This is a genomic window from Paenibacillus sp. LHD-38, from assembly GCF_031157315.1.
GTDB lineage: Bacteria > Bacillota > Bacilli > Paenibacillales > Paenibacillaceae > Pristimantibacillus.
Genome location: NZ_JAVIFU010000030.1, coordinates 43,595 through 62,357 on the forward strand (window position 1 = coordinate 43,595; position 18,763 = coordinate 62,357).

Annotated in this window: 11 protein-coding genes and 1 pseudogene; 3 read left to right on the plus strand and 9 right to left on the minus strand. The window is 48.2% G+C overall.

The features are described from left to right. Positions 1–11: 11 nt before the first annotated feature. From RCO25_RS22635 to RCO25_RS22650, 4 genes are all read right to left on the minus strand, one after another. Positions 12–1,172 carry a Gfo/Idh/MocA family protein gene (locus tag RCO25_RS22635; protein WP_308998393.1) on the minus strand — a complete coding sequence of 387 codons (1,161 nt, stop codon included), beginning with the start codon at positions 1,170–1,172 and terminating at the stop codon, positions 12–14. Positions 1,173–1,285: 113 nt separating this feature from the next. Then, the gene (locus RCO25_RS22640) at positions 1,286–2,209 is read right to left on the minus strand and encodes an AraC family transcriptional regulator (RefSeq protein ID WP_308998394.1); all 924 of its coding nucleotides are present in this window, start codon (positions 2,207–2,209) and stop codon (positions 1,286–1,288) included. 359 nt (positions 2,210–2,568) lie between these two features. Next, entirely contained in the window at positions 2,569–3,885 is a 1,317-nt protein-coding gene (locus RCO25_RS22645) for a multi antimicrobial extrusion protein MatE (RefSeq protein ID WP_308998395.1), read from the minus strand. A 192-nt stretch (positions 3,886–4,077) separates the two neighbouring features. Next, positions 4,078–4,914, minus strand: coding sequence for a phytanoyl-CoA dioxygenase family protein (locus RCO25_RS22650; RefSeq protein WP_308998396.1), 837 nt, complete (start codon positions 4,912–4,914; stop codon positions 4,078–4,080). A gap of 128 nt (positions 4,915–5,042) precedes the next feature. Here RCO25_RS22650 and RCO25_RS22655 point away from each other — a divergent pair, with 128 nt between their 5' ends. Next, positions 5,043–5,975: a helix-turn-helix transcriptional regulator gene (locus tag RCO25_RS22655; RefSeq protein ID WP_308998397.1), complete on the plus strand. Its 933-nt coding sequence runs from the start codon at positions 5,043–5,045 to the stop codon at positions 5,973–5,975. Between the two features lie 243 nt (positions 5,976–6,218). On the opposite strand, the gene fsa is transcribed toward RCO25_RS22655, so the two are convergent. Next, the gene (gene fsa / locus RCO25_RS22660; protein WP_308998398.1) at positions 6,219–6,884 is read right to left on the minus strand and encodes a fructose-6-phosphate aldolase; all 666 of its coding nucleotides are present in this window, start codon (positions 6,882–6,884) and stop codon (positions 6,219–6,221) included. Positions 6,885–6,921: 37 nt separating this feature from the next. Next, positions 6,922–8,910 (minus strand): transketolase, encoded by a 1,989-nt coding sequence (gene tkt, locus RCO25_RS22665; protein WP_308998423.1) that lies wholly within the window; start codon positions 8,908–8,910, stop codon positions 6,922–6,924. Between the two features lie 124 nt (positions 8,911–9,034). Between tkt and RCO25_RS22670 the strand changes: the two genes are divergently transcribed. Both RCO25_RS22670 and RCO25_RS22675 read left to right on the plus strand, forming a co-directional pair. Further along, entirely contained in the window at positions 9,035–9,913 is an 879-nt protein-coding gene (locus RCO25_RS22670; protein ID WP_308998399.1) for a LysR family transcriptional regulator, read from the plus strand. A gap of 135 nt (positions 9,914–10,048) precedes the next feature. Then, positions 10,049–10,426, plus strand: coding sequence for a PH domain-containing protein (locus tag RCO25_RS22675; RefSeq protein WP_308998424.1), 378 nt, complete (start codon positions 10,049–10,051; stop codon positions 10,424–10,426). A 404-nt stretch (positions 10,427–10,830) separates the two neighbouring features. Here RCO25_RS22675 and RCO25_RS22680 read toward each other — a convergent pair. From RCO25_RS22680 to RCO25_RS22690, 3 genes and pseudogenes are all read right to left on the minus strand, one after another. After that, positions 10,831–11,276, minus strand: a pseudogene (locus RCO25_RS22680) (ABC transporter permease); the annotation flags it as partial. Positions 11,277–11,437: 161 nt separating this feature from the next. Continuing rightward, entirely contained in the window at positions 11,438–16,159 is a 4,722-nt protein-coding gene (locus RCO25_RS22685) for a pectinesterase family protein (RefSeq protein ID WP_308998400.1), read from the minus strand. 36 nt (positions 16,160–16,195) lie between these two features. After that, entirely contained in the window at positions 16,196–18,733 is a 2,538-nt protein-coding gene (locus tag RCO25_RS22690; protein WP_308998401.1) for an Ig-like domain-containing protein, read from the minus strand. Between the last annotated feature and the right edge of the window lie 30 nt (positions 18,734–18,763).

Consider the following 18,763-nt stretch of genomic DNA (forward strand, 5'->3'; position numbering starts at 1 on the left):
TTTATGCTGCATTATTTATGAATCGGTGTTTTTCTTTCTTCTTCCACCTTCTTGCTTAATTCAGCTGCGTATAGCTCTTCATCAAATGGAATAGCTACTTCTTTGCCTAACCAGCTTGACAGATGGATCGCGTTCGCCAGCCTCACACCATGGATTCCATCGGATCCAGGCGCAAGCAAAGGTGTGCCGTCTATGATATTGGCGGCGAAATTGTCCAGGACAGCAATATGCTGGGCTCCCCAAACACTATCGAATTCCAGCACTTCTTCCTCATATATTTCGGAGAGGCCTTCTCCCATAAATATTTTCACGACATCTTCCCATTTCATGGTGGAACTCATTTCAGACTCTGATTTAATCAGTCGTTTGATCGTAATTTTTTTGCTGTCATCAACGACAATTTTCCCTTTATCCCCCAATATTTCAAAGCGGTCAGTGCCAATAACGTCATGTGTGCAGGTAATAAATACACCCGTAGCGCCATTCCCGTAGTCGAGCATTGCGGTTACTTCATCTTCGACAGCGATATTTCTTTGGTATCCGTACTTAACATTGGAATAAACCTTTTTTGGCATACCGCAAATCCATTGGAGCAAATCTAATTGATGCGGTGCTTGATTTACGAGTACACCACCGCCCTCACCGCCCCACGTTGCTCTCCACGCGCTTTGCTCGTAGTAACCCTGAGGTCTCCACCAGGTTGTAATCATCCAGTTTGTGCGGCGTATCTCACCGATTTCACCCTGATCAATCATCTCTTTGACTTTTTGATAAAGCGGATTGCTCCTCTGGTTGAACACAATGCCAAAGGTTAATGCAGGTTTGGATGCTGCAAAATCGTTCAATTCTTGTACCTGTTTAGTATAGACACCAGCCGGTTTTTCCACCAACGGGTGGATGTCTCTCTTTAACGCCTCGATGCCCATTTCGGGGTGAAGATAATGCGGAACACAGGTAACAATGGCATCGACATTGCCGCTGTTAAGCATGTCCACGTAATTATCATAAAAAGGAATGCCCGGATACTTATTCACGCACATTGCCTTTTTTTCTGGATCAATGTCACATATCGCCCCGATAACCATGTTATTGACTTTTCCATCTGCTATAAATCCGGCGTAAAGCCCGCCTTGCGCACCTATGCCGATAATTCCCATTCTTACTTTTTTCATTATGAATTCTCCTCACGTAGATTAATAATAAAAGTCGGTTTGTTGCTTAGACCGTTTTGTATCCGCTTTCAATTAACCGTGCTTAATTTAGAGACTTAACCCCTGATGGTTATTCAAGGCTCGCCGTCCCTCATTCGCACGCGTTTTTTTTCACGGTAAGCGGATGGCGTGATACCCATCTTTTCTTTAAAATACCGGCTAAAATGCGACACGCTCTCAAAACCCGCTGCACGGGACACCTCTGTCAGAGAACGGTCAGGCTCTATTTCCAACAAATATTTAACCTGATTCAGCCGGCAGCCCATTACGTATTCCATCACCGTAAAACCGGTCGTTTCTTTGAAAATATGCGATGCATAATACTTACTCAGATTTAACTCCGCAGCCAATTGATCCAAACTTATTTTTTCGGTGTAGTGCGCCTTAAGCCAAGCCGAAATCGCTTCGGCATGCTGTTCCTTTCCCGTCATTTTTTTCCGCACATGGGTGAATTTTTTTTGTGCCATTTTGTAAATGCCCAGCAGCAATTGTACGACTTCCATTTTCAATTCCGCTTCAAGCAGCTCATTTTTTTGACCTGTTCGCTTCATCTCTTCGTCTATCTGGACTAAGAAACCAGCGATCCGCTTGATGCTTCCCTCGACAAACTGCCCCGATTCATCATTCCCCGTTCGAAGCAAACAATTGTTAAGGTTATGAAAGGGGTCCAACAACTTCAAAGCTCCAAGCACAGTCAACAACTCATGCAACCAAGCGGGCGAAAAATGAAGCATACTCCTCGTATACGTAGGAATGGAACGCGGATTAGGCTTATGCAACGTCAAGCCGTCCAATAAGATGATATCGCCGGGCTGCAAATCATAAATCTGATTATTAATTAAATACCTGCACTCCCCTCCAGAAAAATAATAAATCTCATATTCGTGATGGGAGTGAAAACCAACGATAGGCATCTCCATTCCTTGCACGCGGTAAAAGGCTGTTATCCACTCATCCAGTACTTTCGCTTGGTATAATGGAATTTTCCATACATCCATTACTCTCACACCTTTACAAATAGACAACGTCGATTGCCTATGCCATTTGAAACTGCTTTTATAATATTATATTTGGTGACAAATAGCTTTCGACAGAGTTGCTCAAAATGCCCCGAGATTTGACTGAGATTGCTTTTTAAGTTCTTTAGCTGTTTTTTTGACTTCAAACTGCAAGCAAGCGTAAACCGCTGTCGCCGTCCTTTGGCGGCAACAGTTCGTTTCGCGGTGAAATATAAGCTTATTTATAAATGTGAAACTTATAAATTCTTATATTTCAAAAAAAGTCATCGCTGCCGGTGTCCCGGTAACGATGACTTTTTTCACGAAAAGAAAAGCGATGCTGCCGCCCGAAACAACCGCTAAGCGGGAGCCAATGGTTTAATAAATCGCAGCGCCAGCGCAACAAATATAAGCTCCGCTGCCATACCGATCGATTGGGCCAAAGCCCCTATCGTTCCGTTCCATTCAGGCGATAATGCAATACACACGAGCAGCGTAGTAAAGGTAAAGCTCAAATTGGCAATTTGGGAGCCGATAATGAGCTTCGTTTGCCCGCGCACGAGCACCAGTCCGTTCAAGACATCAAGCCAAGGCATAACGAGAGCAAACAGCACAAAGCCCTGCAGCACCCGGATGCTCTCCGCTTGCAGCCGTCCATGCACGCCAATGACATGCTCCAGCAAAAAAACACCTACAGGCGTGTAAGCGATCAACCCCATCAATAGAGCGGGCACGAAGCCAAGCATCAGAACGAATTTTCGGACTGCAACCGGGTCGATCCGGTAGAAATTAATGACAATCTGATGGAAATAACTAAAAAAACTGCTAATCAGCATGACGAGACTAGCCGCGATAGCGAAAGAAGCGATGGCCAGCTGAGCATCCCAAGTCTTCCCTAGCATCGCATTAATCGCCGGTCCGATCCAGACAGAAATAAACGAAGAAAACAGCAATGGCTTGTAAAAAATAAAAACATGCCGTTTTTTTTCTATCATATGGTTCTCCAGCTTTTCCGGCATCTTTCGGACCAGTAAACGTCCCTCCAAAAAGCTGACAGCAGCTTCGATGATCATCCCGAATAGGAAAATAAACGCTCCTACGGCCCCGCTGGTAACCCCTGTATGAATAAAATAGAGTGAGAGCGCATACATACCTGCCAGCCGAATCGCCATACCGATCGTTAACCATTTCGTCCGTAAATTATATATAATAACGCCTTGGTAAAAGCAGCGAATACCGGAAAACAAGCTTACGAACATCAGTACCTTATACACATGAATAACATCCTGGACGTTGCCTTCACCGACTCCGAACACGCCCCTAAAAATAAGAGTACCAAGCGGAGTATAGCTGATGATCATACCTAACACCATAATGCTGGCAAACACAAGCTGCGCAACCGTGAGCGTTGAAATAAATGATCGTTTATCCCGGACAAGCGCGGAACTGGTTTGCCTCAGCAGCACGGCCGGCCGTTCAGTAATAGCAAGCAGACTCATCGCAACCGCATAGCTGGCTATAATGCGTTCAGGGTCAGCGGCCTTGCTTAATGTACTGTTAATGATAACATGTGAAATCGTGACTAAACTTGCCGAAATACCCAGCGGCAGAAAAAAAGACCATAATTTCTTCAAGCTTACGGTTTGTTGCTTTGATTGCGATAATGGCAGGTTCATTGCTTAAGCTCCTTCAAGTCTGACGGTTGAATAATCATCTGTGTTTGACTTCTAGTTCAATTATAGCTCTAGTTCGTCATTAATTCCTACACTTCTTTATCGATTCGTTTATTCATCCGTTCGACGGTACAGGAGCGATAAGGTTCCAAAGACATAAAAAGGGCTGCCGAAAAACTTCCGGCAGCCTCGTTGCTATCTTTTGAATAAAATTGGAAAGTAGTCGTTCGCGAAAGCTTGGCCATGAATAGGACGCGGGCCCAGCAAACGGATGTTGTCATGTCGTTGTATCCCTGCACGATAGCTGGTGCCGCCTTTCATGACATGCGCTACGACGGACAGCCTGGGATCATTCGTACGGTTTGGTCCCGAGCCATGGAAAGTAAGTCCGTGATGAAAGCTTGCTTGACCTGCCTTCAGGATACAAGGCTCTTCCACCCAATCACGGTCTCCCGAATGCTTCAGCTTCAGCTCCTCCAGGTTTTGATTGAAGAACGAGTCGCTGTCTGGAATCAGTCCCCACTTGTGGGATCCCAAGATCGTCATCATACCGCCGTTCGACAAGTCCGTGTCCTGAAGAGCGATCCAGACCGTAATCATATCGTGCGTATCCGAGCACTGCCAATAGCCGTAGTCCTGATGCCATCCCACATTGCCGTCACCGGAAATCTTATCTCCAATACCCGGTTTGAATATGATCTGGTCATGCCATAACCGGATTTCATTTGTCTCCAGCAAATCTGCCGACAGTTCGCCGATCAACGGATCCGTTACGACTTTACGTATTTCATCATTGATCCACCAGCCATTGTCCAGCTTACGCAGCGCGTCCGGATTGTCACTTAGCCGAAAATGGTTCATCGGCAGTCCGTCGCCGTCATATTCTCCTGACCAAATCCGATTATGCGCTTCGCGCAACCGCTCAATTTGCTCGTCGTCAATTAGTTTTGGGCTAATCCAATACCCGTCCCTGTTAAATAATTCCTTATCCTTCTGCGTAATTTGGTAAGAACGTTCAGCTTGCAATGTCATAGATAATGCCTCCTTATTCGTGGTTGACATCATCTTAACCTTCACAGGTACCCTTTGACGTTCTTGTTATTACGAAGTAGGATAAGAAACATAGAACGCATATAGAAACATAAGGGAGATAACTCCTCATGGCGAAACCTCATACAGAATCGGATAGACAAGCTTCATTGGACAAAGAACAAAACTCCTTAGCGCGAAGCGCCCGCTGGACGTACAATACAGCAATGGATCCAATCATCCGTCTCGTACCGGAATTTGTCATGCTTGGAAGCGATGAATTGCGTAAAGCATTGCCGCTTAACGAGCATGAACATCCAGGATGCTATGAATTCGTCCTGATTGAGCGGGGAAAAGCGCGCTGGGAGCTAGAAGGCGGACTTTATGAGACGCACGCAGGCGATTTGTTCCATTCACGTCCCGGCGAGAAACACCGGGGTGGCTTCAACGTGATAGAGCCCTGCAAATTTTGGTGGTTGATCATTAGCGCTCCTCACCAGGAGGGCTGGCTTCGATTGGCTCCGGAAGAAAGCATACATATGGACCAAGCGCTTTCACGATTGCCTCGTGTTATGCAAATTGGACTGCCTCCCGTTGAGTCATTCAAGAAATTAAAAAAAGCGCTAATTATTGAAGGGCCTCACCAAAGTACCGCTGTGCGCAGCGCCCTTCTTGATATTCTGCTTGCCTTAATTCAGCCTAGCGCTGACACCTATGCAATCGCACCAGATCTGCTGCACCAATTTAACGGGCTCGTTGCGAAAATGGGCAATGAACCGGAGTGGCGTCCATCCGTAAAAGAACTTGCCGCAATCGCCGGCGTCAGCACTTCCCATTTCTATCGGACCTTTCAGGAATTTTCCGGGGAGCCACCCGTTACTTACGTCGAGCGGCTTCGCGTGAAAGCAGCTTGTCGTCAGCTTGCGGAATCCCAAGATTCGGTAACGGATATTTCACATCGTTTAGGCTATCAATCAAGCCAGCATTTTGCAACCGTGTTTAAGCGCTTTGTAGGCGTAACGCCTACCCAGTGGCGCAATTCACACAGTGATTCACCAAAATAGAAAAACAGCTGGTTCCGCGGCAAATGCCGGAGCTGGAACACCCCATTCGCAATGACAATACTTCCTCTTGCCACAAGCGTAAACGGCTGTCGCCGTCCTCTGTGGCAAAAGCAGTCGTTTCGCGGAGATATATAAGCACATTTATATGTGAAAACATATAAATTCTTATATATAAAGAAAAACGCATTCCGTTGGAATGCGTTTCTGTGTATATGTGATGTGCCTTTTGACGCTCAAAAATTATTATGAAACTGTTTTTTTCCAATCGGCAGCAAATTTCTCCATCCCTTGATCCGTTAGAGGATGTTTGGAGATTTGTTCGATAACCGAGAACGGAATCGTTGCAATATGCGCACCAGCCATTGCTACGCGAGTCACGTGATCCGGGTGACGGACGGACGCAGCGATAATTTGCGCGTCCAGGTTATGCGTGCGGAATAATTCAGCGATTTTTGACACTAATAGGACGCCGTCTTCCGAAATATCATCCAAGCGGCCCAAGAATGGAGAAACATAGGTAGCTCCTGCGCGAGCTGCCAAGAGAGCTTGGTTCACCGTGAAAATCAACGTTACATTCGTTTTCACGCCTTTTTTAGTCAAGTAACGGCAAGCTTCCAAACCAGCCAACGTCATCGGGAGTTTGATGGTGATGTTTTTGTCACTATTATTGATTTTGATCAGTTCATTCGCTTGCGCAATCATTTCTTCGGCTGTAATCGCATCAGGCGTTACTTCGGCAGAAACAGATTCAACTTCTGGCACTTCCCGCAAAATCTCAGCAATTCGGTCTTCGAACTTTACGCCTTCTTTGGCAACCAAAGATGGATTCGTCGTTACGCCGGACAAAACTCCAATTTTATATGCTTTTTTGATATCTACCAGATTTGCAGTATCGATAAAAAATTTCATAGTTAACTACCTCCGTTTTTTTATTGTTAGTTTATATTTATTTCAGTAAATCTTTTGTCAAACGGACTACGTTTTCTAAGGAGAAACCAAAGTATTCCAAAACTTCGTTACCTGGGCCCGAAGCGCCGAAAGTATCAATCGATAACACTTTTCCGCCATGCCCCGTATAACGTTCCCAGCCTAACGAAATGCCGGCTTCAATCGCTATACGCTTCGTAACGGATGCAGGAAGAATGCTCTCTTTGTAATCAGCAGATTGACGGTCGAACAATTCTCTGCTCGGCATGGCAACTACACGTACAGAGATATTATCCCGCTCCAGCTCCGCTTTAGCATTCACGGCAAGCGATACCTCGGATCCGGTTGCGATCAGAATAACATCCGGCTGATTGTTCGTTTCCGTTAGGATATAAGCTCCTTTAGCTACGTCTTCCGTATTGGCCTTGGTTGATTCATATACCGGAAGATTTTGTCTGCTCAGCACCAGTGCTACCGGACCATCATTTTGCTGCAAGGCATACGCCCATGCGCTTGACGTCTCGTTCGCATCACTTGGTCTGATAACCGTAAGTCCAGGAATCGTGCGCAATGCAGCCAGATGCTCTACAGGTTCATGCGTAGGTCCATCTTCCCCGACGGCAATCGAATCGTGGGTGAATACGTAAGTTAAAGGCAGCTTCTGCAGCGCAGCCAAACGAATTGACGGACGCAAATAATCACTGAATACGAAGAAGGTGCTTACGAAAGGTTTTACGCCGCCATGCAGCGCCATTCCGTTGCCAGCTGCCCCCATCGCGTGCTCGCGAACGCCAAAGTAAATGTTGCGGCCTGAATAAGAATCTACGGCGAATGATTGCTCTCCCGTAATGTCTGTCATCGTCGAATGCGATAAGTCCGCGCTGCCGCCAAAAATGGAAGGAACAGTTTTCACGTAATGATTGATAGCTGCTCCACTCGCTACGCGGGTCGAAATGGTTTTGGACGCGTCAAACGTAAGAATGTCTGCGGCATCCAACAACACTGAACCGTTGATAGCTTGCTCAAGCTCCTTGCCTTGCAAAGGATACTGCGCTTTATAAGAAGCGAACAAATGGTTCCATTCTTCTTCCTTAGCCGCGCCTTTTTGTTTAAGCTGCTCATAATGAGCTTTGACTTCTTCCGGCACGGTGAACTCATTCTCATATTCCCAGCCGTAAGCTTCCTTAGTTGCCTTCGCTTCTTCTTTGCCCAGCGGATTGCCGTGCGCTTTGTTCGTTCCCGCTACCTTGCTGCCATAACCGATAATCGTCCGAATTTCGATAAGCGTTGGCTGCGAATCATTTTTCTTCGCGGCTTCGATCGCTTCGGAAATACGCGTTACGTCATTTCCGTCCTCAACCCGTATATATTCCCAGTTAGCCGATTCCGTTCTTTTTTTCATATTCTCGCCGAAGGAAAGGCTAAGCTCTCCATCCAATGAGATGTCGTTGGAATCATACAATACGACTAATTTGCCAAGCTTCATATGTCCAGCCATGGACATCGCCTCGTAAGAGATCCCTTCCATTAAACAACCGTCTCCGACAAGCGCATAGGTGTAATGATCGATAACCGGCAAACCGTTTTGATTGAATTTCGATGCCAGATGGGCTTCAGCCATCGCCATCCCGACAGCCATGGCAACACCTTGTCCTAAAGGACCTGTTGTTGCATCAACGCCATCAGTATGCCCAAATTCGGGATGTCCAGGCGTTTTGCTGTTCAGCTTGCGAAATTGCTTTAAATCCTCGAGCGATACCCGATATCCGGATAAATGCAAAAGGCTGTACAACAAAGCCGAGCCGTGACCCGCAGATAAAACAAAGCGGTCGCGGTTAAACCATTTGGCATGGCCGGGATTGTGATTTAAAATTTTGGACCAAAGGGCGTAAGCCATCGGCGCTGCTCCCATTGGCAGCCCAGGATGACCGGAGTTGGCGCTGTTTATAGCATCGATGGACAAGGTTCGGATCGTATCGATTGCTAATTGATCAATTGTTTTTGTAATAGGCATAATATTCTCCTTCTTCCTCTCTCCGTTAGATCTGGTTTCTATTTCGTCTTTCCACTATAATACGATTATCGACCATACAAGTAATTAATATATTTCACAGGAGCTATAGACCATATCTATGAACAACAATTACGAATTGTACAAGGTTTTTTATTGGGCTGCGAAAACAGGAAGTTTAACAAAGGCGGCTAAAGCCTTGTACCTCACTCAGCCCAGCGTCAGCCACGCCATCAAGCAGCTGGAGGACAGCTTTGGCATCACTTTGTTTTATCGGAATTCAAAAGGCGTTACACTTACGCAAGAGGGTACCATGCTGTATTCCTATATTGAGCAGTCTCAAATCTTAATATCACTAGCCGAAGAGAAAATGGCTGCGCTCAAAAACCTCGACAGCGGTGAGCTTCGCATAGGCGGAAGCGATTCGCTGTTCAAGCATTATTTGCTGCCGTACTTGGAAGACTTTCACCGTCATCATTCTGGCGTCAAGCTTCACTTGAATCACGGAACTACTCCGGAAATCATTACTTTCTTAAAAGAGGGAAGAATTGATTTGGGCGTCGTACGTATGCCTATCGTTGATTCACAGCTTGAAGTGACGGAGAGTATAAAGCTGCAAGATTGCTTCGTAGCCGGGGCCCGTTACGACGAGCTTAAGGACGTGGTTCTATCGCTTGAAACGCTGCTCCAGTATCCTGTCATCCTATTCTCGCGCAATAGCCGGGCACGAATGGCCATTACGGAATTATTTCAAAAGTACGGCTATACGCTCAAACCTGAGATCGAGGTCGGAAGCGTGGATCTTCTTATCGAGTTTGCCCGGAAAGGACTTGGAATTTCTTACGTGACCAGAGAATTTGTTTCGAATGAGCTCGAAGAGGGATCTCTCTTCGAAATTCAATTAGATGTGCAGCTGCCGCCTACGCATGTGGGTATCATGATTATGCGAAACATGCCTCTTTCCAGTGCGGCCAGCAGATTCATTGAGCTGGTTCGATAAACGCGACAAACAGGATCCCCAAAAAAAGAGGATCCTGTCCATGGACATGACCAGTTGTTCTATTTTTAAAAGGGAATCTATACCTATTTAAAGAATTACTCTGGTGCAAGACTACATTTTGATGGGGGAATAGCACTGGGATTTCTTGACGGACTGATGGGCAATGCTTCCGAACTGAAGATGGAGGATGTACACAAAGAATTCAAGCATTTGCTGGGGAGCACAGAAAGATTCGAGAAAGCGTACAAATTAATTAGGGATTTGTTTATTTTTACCGATAAACGGCTTATCCTCGTAGACAAGCAAGGGATTACGGGAAAAAAAGTTGAAATCCACTCTTATCCCTATAAAAGCATCACGCATTTCAGCATTGAGACAGCAGGAACGTTCGATATGGATGCGGAACTGAAAATCTGGATTTCCGGGACGGCAGCTCCTGTTGAGAAAAAATTCAATAAAAGCCTCAATATTTATGAGCTTCAGAGCGTGCTTGCCGATTACGTGATGAAATAAGAAGAGAATTATGATTGGAATAGCCATCTCTATACGGGATGCTATTCTTTTTTTATCCGCCAGGCATCACTTGACATCAGATCTTTTCGCTCAAATCCTGTCACATTTAGATGGAATTTCTCCCGTTAAGAGAATTTCATTGTGCCGTGTTCTTCAATTAAATGGAATTTCTCCCGTTAATGCAAGACTTCTTAAGATAAAGTAGCGAATCAAGAGAAATTAACATGAGGTTTTCCCGTTATATTGAGAAAATATGAATAAAACGAATCATTAACGGGAAATTTTCCCTCTAAATTAAACGCTGCATTCCGAAGAAACCTGTCTCTTTCCTCCAGAAGATGATTCATTTTTCATTTCCCAAAGCACCTTGCTTACGATTTGTTTAATAAAACATAAAACGCACATTATGTCCGACGCATATAGGCGCGTACCGTGATCGTAAGCAAGGTGCTATCGGTGCAAAAATGGCCACAATGACGGCAGCTCCGACGAGTGAGATAACTAGATCCCAACCAATGGTTCCCGTGTTGGCAAGTTCACGTACGGCAGTAACGAGATGCGAGATCGGATTGATGTTAACAAACCATTGAAGCCAGCCCGGCATAGTATTGACCGGCACGAAGGCGTTGGAAAGAAACGTGAGCGGGAACAGCACAAGCATCGATATCCCTTGTACGCTTGAAGCCGTACTTGCAATCACGCCGAAGAAGGCAAATATCCAGCTAATCGACCAGGCGCATACAATCACAAGAATTGCAGCAATGGCGACATGATCCAGGCCTCCATAGGGACGGTAGCCCATTATATATCCCATGGTAAAGGTGAGAACAGTCGCAATGGTATATAAGATCGGTGACCCGGTCGACGTTCGTTACCGGTGCAGTAATCTTTCCTGCCTCGTACGATACGTTTGACTGAATGCCAAGCACCAAAAAGAGGCCAGCCTACGTGGCTAACCCCTTATACTATGACGGTGCCTAGTAAAACAACGATCGAATCCCCAAATCCTTCTTAATTGATAAAGCCCAAGCCTTGCAGCATTCGCTTAATTATAACGACTGCTTGCGCTCGAGTTGTCTCGTATCCTGGAGCAAAATTCCCATCTCCCAATCCATTTACGAGTCCTGCCTGCGCTGCCCAGTCTACCGAGTCCTTCGCCCAATCGCTAATGTCGCCGTAGTCGCTGAAGGATTGGCTTACCGGGCTAGCCGTTCCATTTTCTTGACCTGCGAACGCAGCAGCCCTTGCGATCATGACTACCATTTCCTCTCGGCTTATTCGATCCTCAGGCCGGAAAGTCCCGTTTCCGGAGCCTTTCATCAAGCCGGCATGCACTGCCGCTGCAACAGAGCCGGCATACCAGGCGTCTAGCGATACGTCCAAGAATGCTTCATTCGGCTGTTTCTCACTCAAGCCAAGAGATCTAACCAGCAGGGCAGCGAATTCCGCTCGGCGGATTTCCCGTTCCGGCTCAAACATCCCCACTGCATTGCCTTGCACGAGAAGCTTGGAGGCCAACAGGCTAATATCCTGCTCTGCCCAATGGCTGCCCGCATCCGGGAATGACTTCGATAATTCAATAACCGCGTAAACGCCGTTTCCTTCTGAACGAGGAAGCACTGCTTGTGTAATGCCATTCTCTGTGAAAAACTTTGTTGGCACGAAACGAAGTTCTCCGGTTTTGGAATCGACAATGACGCCGGTCGCTTTGTTCGGATCCATGCCATACGGCAATTTGATCGTAAGCCGCGTATAGACAGAAGCATCGGACACCGATTGCTGCTCCCCGTTCACCTCGGCAGACAGGCTGAAACGGATCGGAGCAGCAATAAACTTTGCGCCAAGCGCATTGGCTTGTGACTCCGTTAGCTGCAGCAACTGCCCGTTAATCGGACTAATCGTCAAAATGGCCGCTGTGCCAGACATAGAGTGAAGCAGTTTTGCAGGCAAATCATAAGCACCATCTTCGGATTGAACCGTCACGGTAACGCCTTTGGAGCCTGCCGGGAGCGGCAACGGTAATTCTACCTTCACTGCAGCGTTTTGAATGAATGCAGCATTCAGCACGACTTTATTGGTCTTGTTGCTCACTGCCTCATCCCATGCCTGAGCAAACTTTTTTTCATCCACAACCAACCTAAACGCTTTGGCACCGTCAATGGAGGATTCCTCGAGCACCTGAAACGCATCTTTTCCTAGACTGACAAACGGTTCTGCGATCTCGTTTCCGTTTCCATTTCCGTTATCATGCTCGGTCGTCGCGGTCACTTTCAATGCCGAGCTGCCGTTCTGCTCGCCGTCATAGGCGACGACATGGAACTCGTACGCAGTTCCTTTGCTTAATCCTTCAACCTTATACGTATGGATGCCGCCAACCACCTCAGCAAGAACTTTCCCGTTTATTAGAATGGCGTATTTCGCAACGCCTACATAGTCAAACGCGGCCTGCCAGTTCAAGGTTACGCTGTTTTTGGTCACCTGGCTTACCGTTAATTGTCCGCCGTCCCATACTGGCGACTTGCGGTCCTGTACAAGAACTTCGACGCCGGTACTATAAGTGGAATAGGTAACACTGGTAACTGTCGCTCTTGCCGTTCCCGGCTTCAAGCCTGTAATTAGGCCCGTTTCGCTGACATGAATAATAGGATCGCCGCCTGACCAGCTGACCGATTGATCCGCTTCCTTCGGTTGAACAGTCGCCAGAATCTGCGCGGAATCACCTGCCTCCAGTGTCAAAATCGGGATGTCGACAGTAATTCCAACGGCCGCAGGCTCCTCCTCCGATGCCAACTCATAACGAACCGTATACAGACTGACACTGCCGTCCATTGCCGTTACTCTTGCAGATGCGGTGCCTTCAACTTCTTCCGCTTGTATGATTACGATTTCTGCCGCAGTGGAGAACGGCTCCGCTGACAAGGTCGGCACATCCGTCATGCCCTCTGGCAGCACAAGCCGGTAATTTTTCGTGCGAGGACTGAAACCTTCGACCGGAATGCCGTTCACGTTCAAATCTGCCAATGTAGAATTGCTGTCCGGAAGCATGCGTTCATCTTCGGGATTCCAGCCGTCCGTCCCTCCAAGCACCTCTTCTATTGCATATTGAGCCGCTTCCTCCGGAGTCAATTGAATAGACCAGTTGACGCGCTGAGCAGCATTCGCACCCGTTCCTTGACTGCCGTACTCGCGGAACCGCGCCGTCTTCTCGTTCTCACTATTGCCCCAATTGTTCCAGCCAGCCGGTTTGATATGATCATCCATGACGGCGTTGATAAAGACGACATTGGCATCAGGCCTCCACGGTCTTCCTAAATCAACCTTACCCGTCAAGCCCGGCTCCGCAGTCAGCCTGCTGTTCAGAAATACATACCCAGGCTTGCCAGGCGCCGTTGAAGCCGCTGTTACGTAGCCTGGTCCTGCGCTGTGCAAAATCGAGTTATTGAATACGGCCGGAGCATTGCCAAAAATGAAATCAACACTCCCCGCGATATAGCTGTCGGCAAAATAGGATCTGCCTTTATCGGCAAGCAGCGTATCTTGGAAACCAAGCAGCTTCACATTCCGATAAATGCCGCGATCTCCCTCGGCATATAACGCCACAGCCTGCCCGTCATTGATGCCCGCGCTGTTCTTCACTGTCAGATTCGAAAGGCTGATGTCCGTGCCGGATACCTTCACGGTATAGCTGTTGCTCGTTCCGAGCTCCTTTCCATCAGGTCCTATTGTGTGAGCTGTGTCTCCGTTTGTGATCACCGTATTTTCACGGCTTTCGCCAATGATGCTTACTTGCTTTTTTGACGCCGACACAAATACCTTTTCATGATAGATACCGTCCTTGATCCGGATAACGGCAGGCGTTTCACCATTGTCCGGTGCGGCGTCAATCGCTGCCTGCACGGTCGCATAATCACCGCTTCCATCCTTAGCTACCGTCATTACTAACGCCGGCATGGCCTTAACCAGCTCGGTGGCAAAGCTCCGTCCAGCAGCATTGCGGGAAGCAACCGTATAGTAGTAGACCTCCCCATTGATCAAACCGGAATCCGTATACGAGTTATTTGCGATATCTGACGCAATAACGGTGAAGGGTCCATTTTTGCTTGTGCTTCGCAGTACTTCATAAGACTCAGCATGATCCGATGCGGTCCATGTAAGATGAAGTTTAGAGTCGTCGCTCTCCGCGATCAGATTGCCCGGTATTTCAGGCCCACTTCCTGCATTGAATGAACGGCCGCTCACAACGGCTGATTGGGCGCCCTGCACGCCTGCTCTTACTGCCAAGACCTTATAATAATATGGCGTGCCTTCGGCTGCCTCGCTGTCCTTGAAGGAAGCCGCGGCAATATCATCTGCAATAATTTCGAACGGTCCGTCAGCCTTTGCTGCACGCTTCACGATGTAGCTGTCTGCACCGACATCCGTCCAGCTTAAGTCGATATACCCCGTTCCTTCATGCAATACGGCTTTAGGAGTTCCCGGAGGCGCATACGCCGTCGCGGAAATCGGCTCCGAATTCGGGCCCTCGCCGCCTACGCTTTTGGCAGAGACGACATAATAGAAGGATTCATCATTCGGAACGCTGCCAAGGCGGTAAGACGTATCCGTTATTTTGGACATGATGGTTTCGAATGGACCGGAGGCGCTGCTTGAACGCTTCAATTCATAGGATACCGCATTCGGAACGGCATTCCATTCCAGCTCCAGCTGCGCGTTCCGGGCAGTTGCCCGGAGTCCGGCTGGCGCATCCGGTTTGGCAGCTGATTCGTTTGGCTTTGCTTGCGCTTGATTGGAATAGCCGGACTCACCGGTCGGACTATTCGCCGTAATGACATAATAATAAGTTTTATCATTGTCTACGGAGACATCTACAAACCTGTTAGCCGGGATGAGAACCGGATTTGGCTGTTCCTCCGTGGCAGGTATAAGCGTATATGGACCTCCATCGGACTCGCTTCTGAACACATTGTAGGATAATGCGCCCGGCGTCTCCGGCCATTCAAGCTGAACCGCTCCGTTTCCAGGCATAGCGTTCAATCCTTTGGGTGATGCGATCGGTTCCACGTATACTTTCAGATTGTCGATATAGTAAGTACCCGTGCCGCCTCCGGCCGTCGCGGAATAGATGCGGCCAACGCCCATCTTTTTGAAATTGTCCTTGTCCTTATAATCATCAAAGGTGCCGATCTCTTTCCCGTTCAAGTAAATCGTCACATTGCCTGCCGCCACATCGAGAACCAGTTTTATATTTTGCCATTTGTCTTTATATTGGGCAAACTTCTCATCCGACAAAGCGTAAAAGCTTGATGAGCCGTTGTCGTAAACGATCGTTGTCGCTGACTTGTTCGCATTCTCCGGGGCCGTAGGCTTCCGAATCCCGATCGAGAATGCCCGTTTGCTGTCATCATAGCTTTTGACTTGAAAAAGCACGGCATTGCCGCTTTCCTCTGTCAGCATAAAGTCGGCATCGATAATCACGGTTCCTTTCTGTGATTCGAATTGCCGGAAGAACGATACGCTTTGGGCATTTTCCGTTGCATTGCCTTGGTCGGTAATATACAACGCCTTAGCGGATGTATTGCCGCTGCCGCTATTCGGTACGGGAGCCACTTCAACCTTCTCTAGCCCGCCATTCCCCGGGAAGCTCGCTTTGTAAGCTGCCGGAACGTTTGCCAGTCCATCCTCCTCGAAGTGATCGTCTACATAATAAATATTTTCAGGATCGCCTGTAGGCACTGCTGATACCTCCTGCGATTCGTAGCTTTTTAATCCTTATGAATTAACAGCTACGATGGTATAGTAGTAGGATTTGTCCGGCACGACATTTTCGTCGGTATAGATCGTTCCGCTGGCAACGTTCGCAATTTCCTTGTACGGCCCGCCGGATATATCGCCGCGCTTCACGATATAAGTCTTGGCATTGGCATCAGCAGGGCTCCAATTCAACTGCACCTGCTTGTCGCCCGATTCAATGGAGGCGGTCACTGCTGTCGGAGCCGCTGGGAAATCTGCTGCCAACGCTTTAAGCTGGACGCCCGCGAAGCTGGACGTATTATATTTCCAAACGCTGTCCTCGGCCTTGGAAGCATCAACAGCCAAGCCTGCATAGAGCTGCGCATTGTCAGCAAAATCGACGGAGAATGAGCCGATTCGAGTCCAGTTCGAGATGCCATCCGGCGAGACCAAGCCTGTCAATTGATCGCCCAGACGGACAAGCCTGAGCCAGTAAGGCGTATGGATGAACGCATCGCTTTCAATCCGATCCGAAGCTCCTTTGTTCGTCTCGCGGCCGATCATCGCGGCTTGCTTGCCGTTCTTCACGTACGGAATAGCAAGCAGTGCCATTCTTGCGCCTGGCTCCAATGATTCCCGAATCATAAGTCCCGCTTCAGCATTGTCATCCGTAGGCGTCACATGATCGATTCTCGCTATGATTTCCCCGTTGCCGTCCAACTTCTGGTATAGAAAATGGAATGCATCCGCCGTGCCGCCGATATCGCCGCCAGACTTTACGGTGATCGATTGATCGGCTTCTACTTGCGCATGACCTTCAATGCCAACATTGCCGATGTCTACCGATTGCCAAGGGCCAAGATCGGTTGTTGTATTGGCGTGAACCGCAGCGTTAGAAGATTGTGACGCCAAGCCTTGCCGATCAACCGCACGCGCAATGATGTAATGCGTGCCGTCAGCGATATTGGCCCATTGGAAACGATATGGTGCCTCCATATCTTCACCGGCCTTCATGCCGTCGATATAAAACTCTACTTTGGCAATCCCGTCTTTGTCGCTTGCCTCCGCTTCTACCGTTAAATCGGAGCCCGCTTCAATTATGCTGTTATTGCTTGGGCTTGTCAGTCTGGCTGCCGGATTGTCGACATTGTCGCCAGGCACCGAAGGCACAAGAGCGTTTAAGTATACTTCCAGATTGGTATAGCCTTCCGGCGATAGCAGCACTGTGCTGCGGTCTTCCGGATCCGCAGCCGACAAACCGTTAGCCTGCTCCCATACATCATCCATCCCGTCCTTATCCTGATCTGCTACCGTGGACAAGGTCAGAGGATGCTCCGCATAGCCGCCAACTTCCTTAGGCGAATTAATATGCTGCCCGGTGCGGTTGCGAACATCATTGATCACGCGGGCATCAATCGCATCCCGTTTCGGCAGCGTTGCGCCGGCATCCGCGAGTACTCGTTCATATGCCGCCTGTGAGGATACAGCCTCGTAATACCCGTACTGCTCGTCGCTGATTTCTTCATAGCTCCCTCTCACATCGATCGGAGCATCCAGCTTTGCCTCTGAATCCAGAACCTTCTGCACGCCGAGCCAGTTATTGCTGGTTACCGAAGTATTGCCGTCCATAAAGTTGCCGCCGATGTATATTCTCGTATCGTAGGCGCTGCCAACTTCGCCAAAAAGCTGGCTTCGCACGCTTTGAAAGGTATTCAGGCCGTATTTGTAATAATTGTTTCTTACATTATAAGATCCTTCTCCGCCGCCGTAGGAAGAAGCGAAGCCCCAGTTGTAAATGACGTTATTAGTCATATCCGTCAAGTCCAGCTCCCGCTTGTCCGTCGGGAAGCGCGGATTACGGCTTGTGCTGTGCGCAATCAGGTTGTTAAGATAGGACGCATTGTTCCCGCCCCATATCCCGCCGTACCCGTGACGCCCCTTCTGATGCGACGTCATCAGCATGCTTTCCGAAGAAATCGACCATTGCACGGTCGTATTGACATTGTCGTACAGGCTGACCACCTCATCCACGGACCAGCTGAAGGAGCAGTGGTCAATGATGATATTTTTGTGGTAACGAACGCCAAAGGCATCGTCCTCGCTGGCATAACGGTCCCCCAGCCGGAAACGGATATACCGTATGATAATATTGTCCGCTTCAAGAGAGGTCGTATAATCGCTGATCGTGATACCGTCCCCAGGGGCGGTTTGCCCTGCTATGGTCAGATTGCTGCCCATCACCTTAAGCGACTCTTTCAAATGAATGGTGCCGCCTACACGGAAGACGATCGTCCGATTCCCCGCGCTTACGGCATCGCGCAGCGAGCCGGGAATCGGAGCTTCATTTTGCGAATAATCCGCAAGCGTTGTGACCTCATAAACATCCTTGCCCCTGCCGCCGGTAACATATTTTCCTCCACCCTCTGCGGTCGGAAAAGCGGGAAGCGGAAGAACGGCAGCTTCCTGCTCCGCCCCAAGCTCCGTTGATAATTTCACGCTTGAATCAGCAGATGCGTTCACAGGCATACAAGTTAGCAGCAAACAAACAATTAAAATATAATAGAGACATTTTTTCAATTCGATCCCTCCCGTAATGTAAACGCATTC

Excerpts from the sequence above, each read along its gene's own strand:
- RCO25_RS22655 (WP_308998397.1), top strand. The coding sequence starts at position 5,043 with ATGGCGAAACCTCATACAGAATCGGATAGACAAGCTTCATTGGACAAA.
- RCO25_RS22635 (WP_308998393.1), bottom strand. The coding sequence starts at position 1,172 with ATGAAAAAAGTAAGAATGGGAATTATCGGCATAGGTGCGCAAGGCGGG.
- RCO25_RS22650 (WP_308998396.1), bottom strand. The coding sequence starts at position 4,914 with ATGACATTGCAAGCTGAACGTTCTTACCAAATTACGCAGAAGGATAAG.
- fsa (WP_308998398.1), bottom strand. The coding sequence starts at position 6,884 with ATGAAATTTTTTATCGATACTGCAAATCTGGTAGATATCAAAAAAGCA.
- RCO25_RS22670 (WP_308998399.1), top strand. The coding sequence starts at position 9,035 with ATGAACAACAATTACGAATTGTACAAGGTTTTTTATTGGGCTGCGAAA.
- RCO25_RS22640 (WP_308998394.1), bottom strand. The coding sequence starts at position 2,209 with ATGGATGTATGGAAAATTCCATTATACCAAGCGAAAGTACTGGATGAG.
- RCO25_RS22645 (WP_308998395.1), bottom strand. The coding sequence starts at position 3,885 with ATGAACCTGCCATTATCGCAATCAAAGCAACAAACCGTAAGCTTGAAG.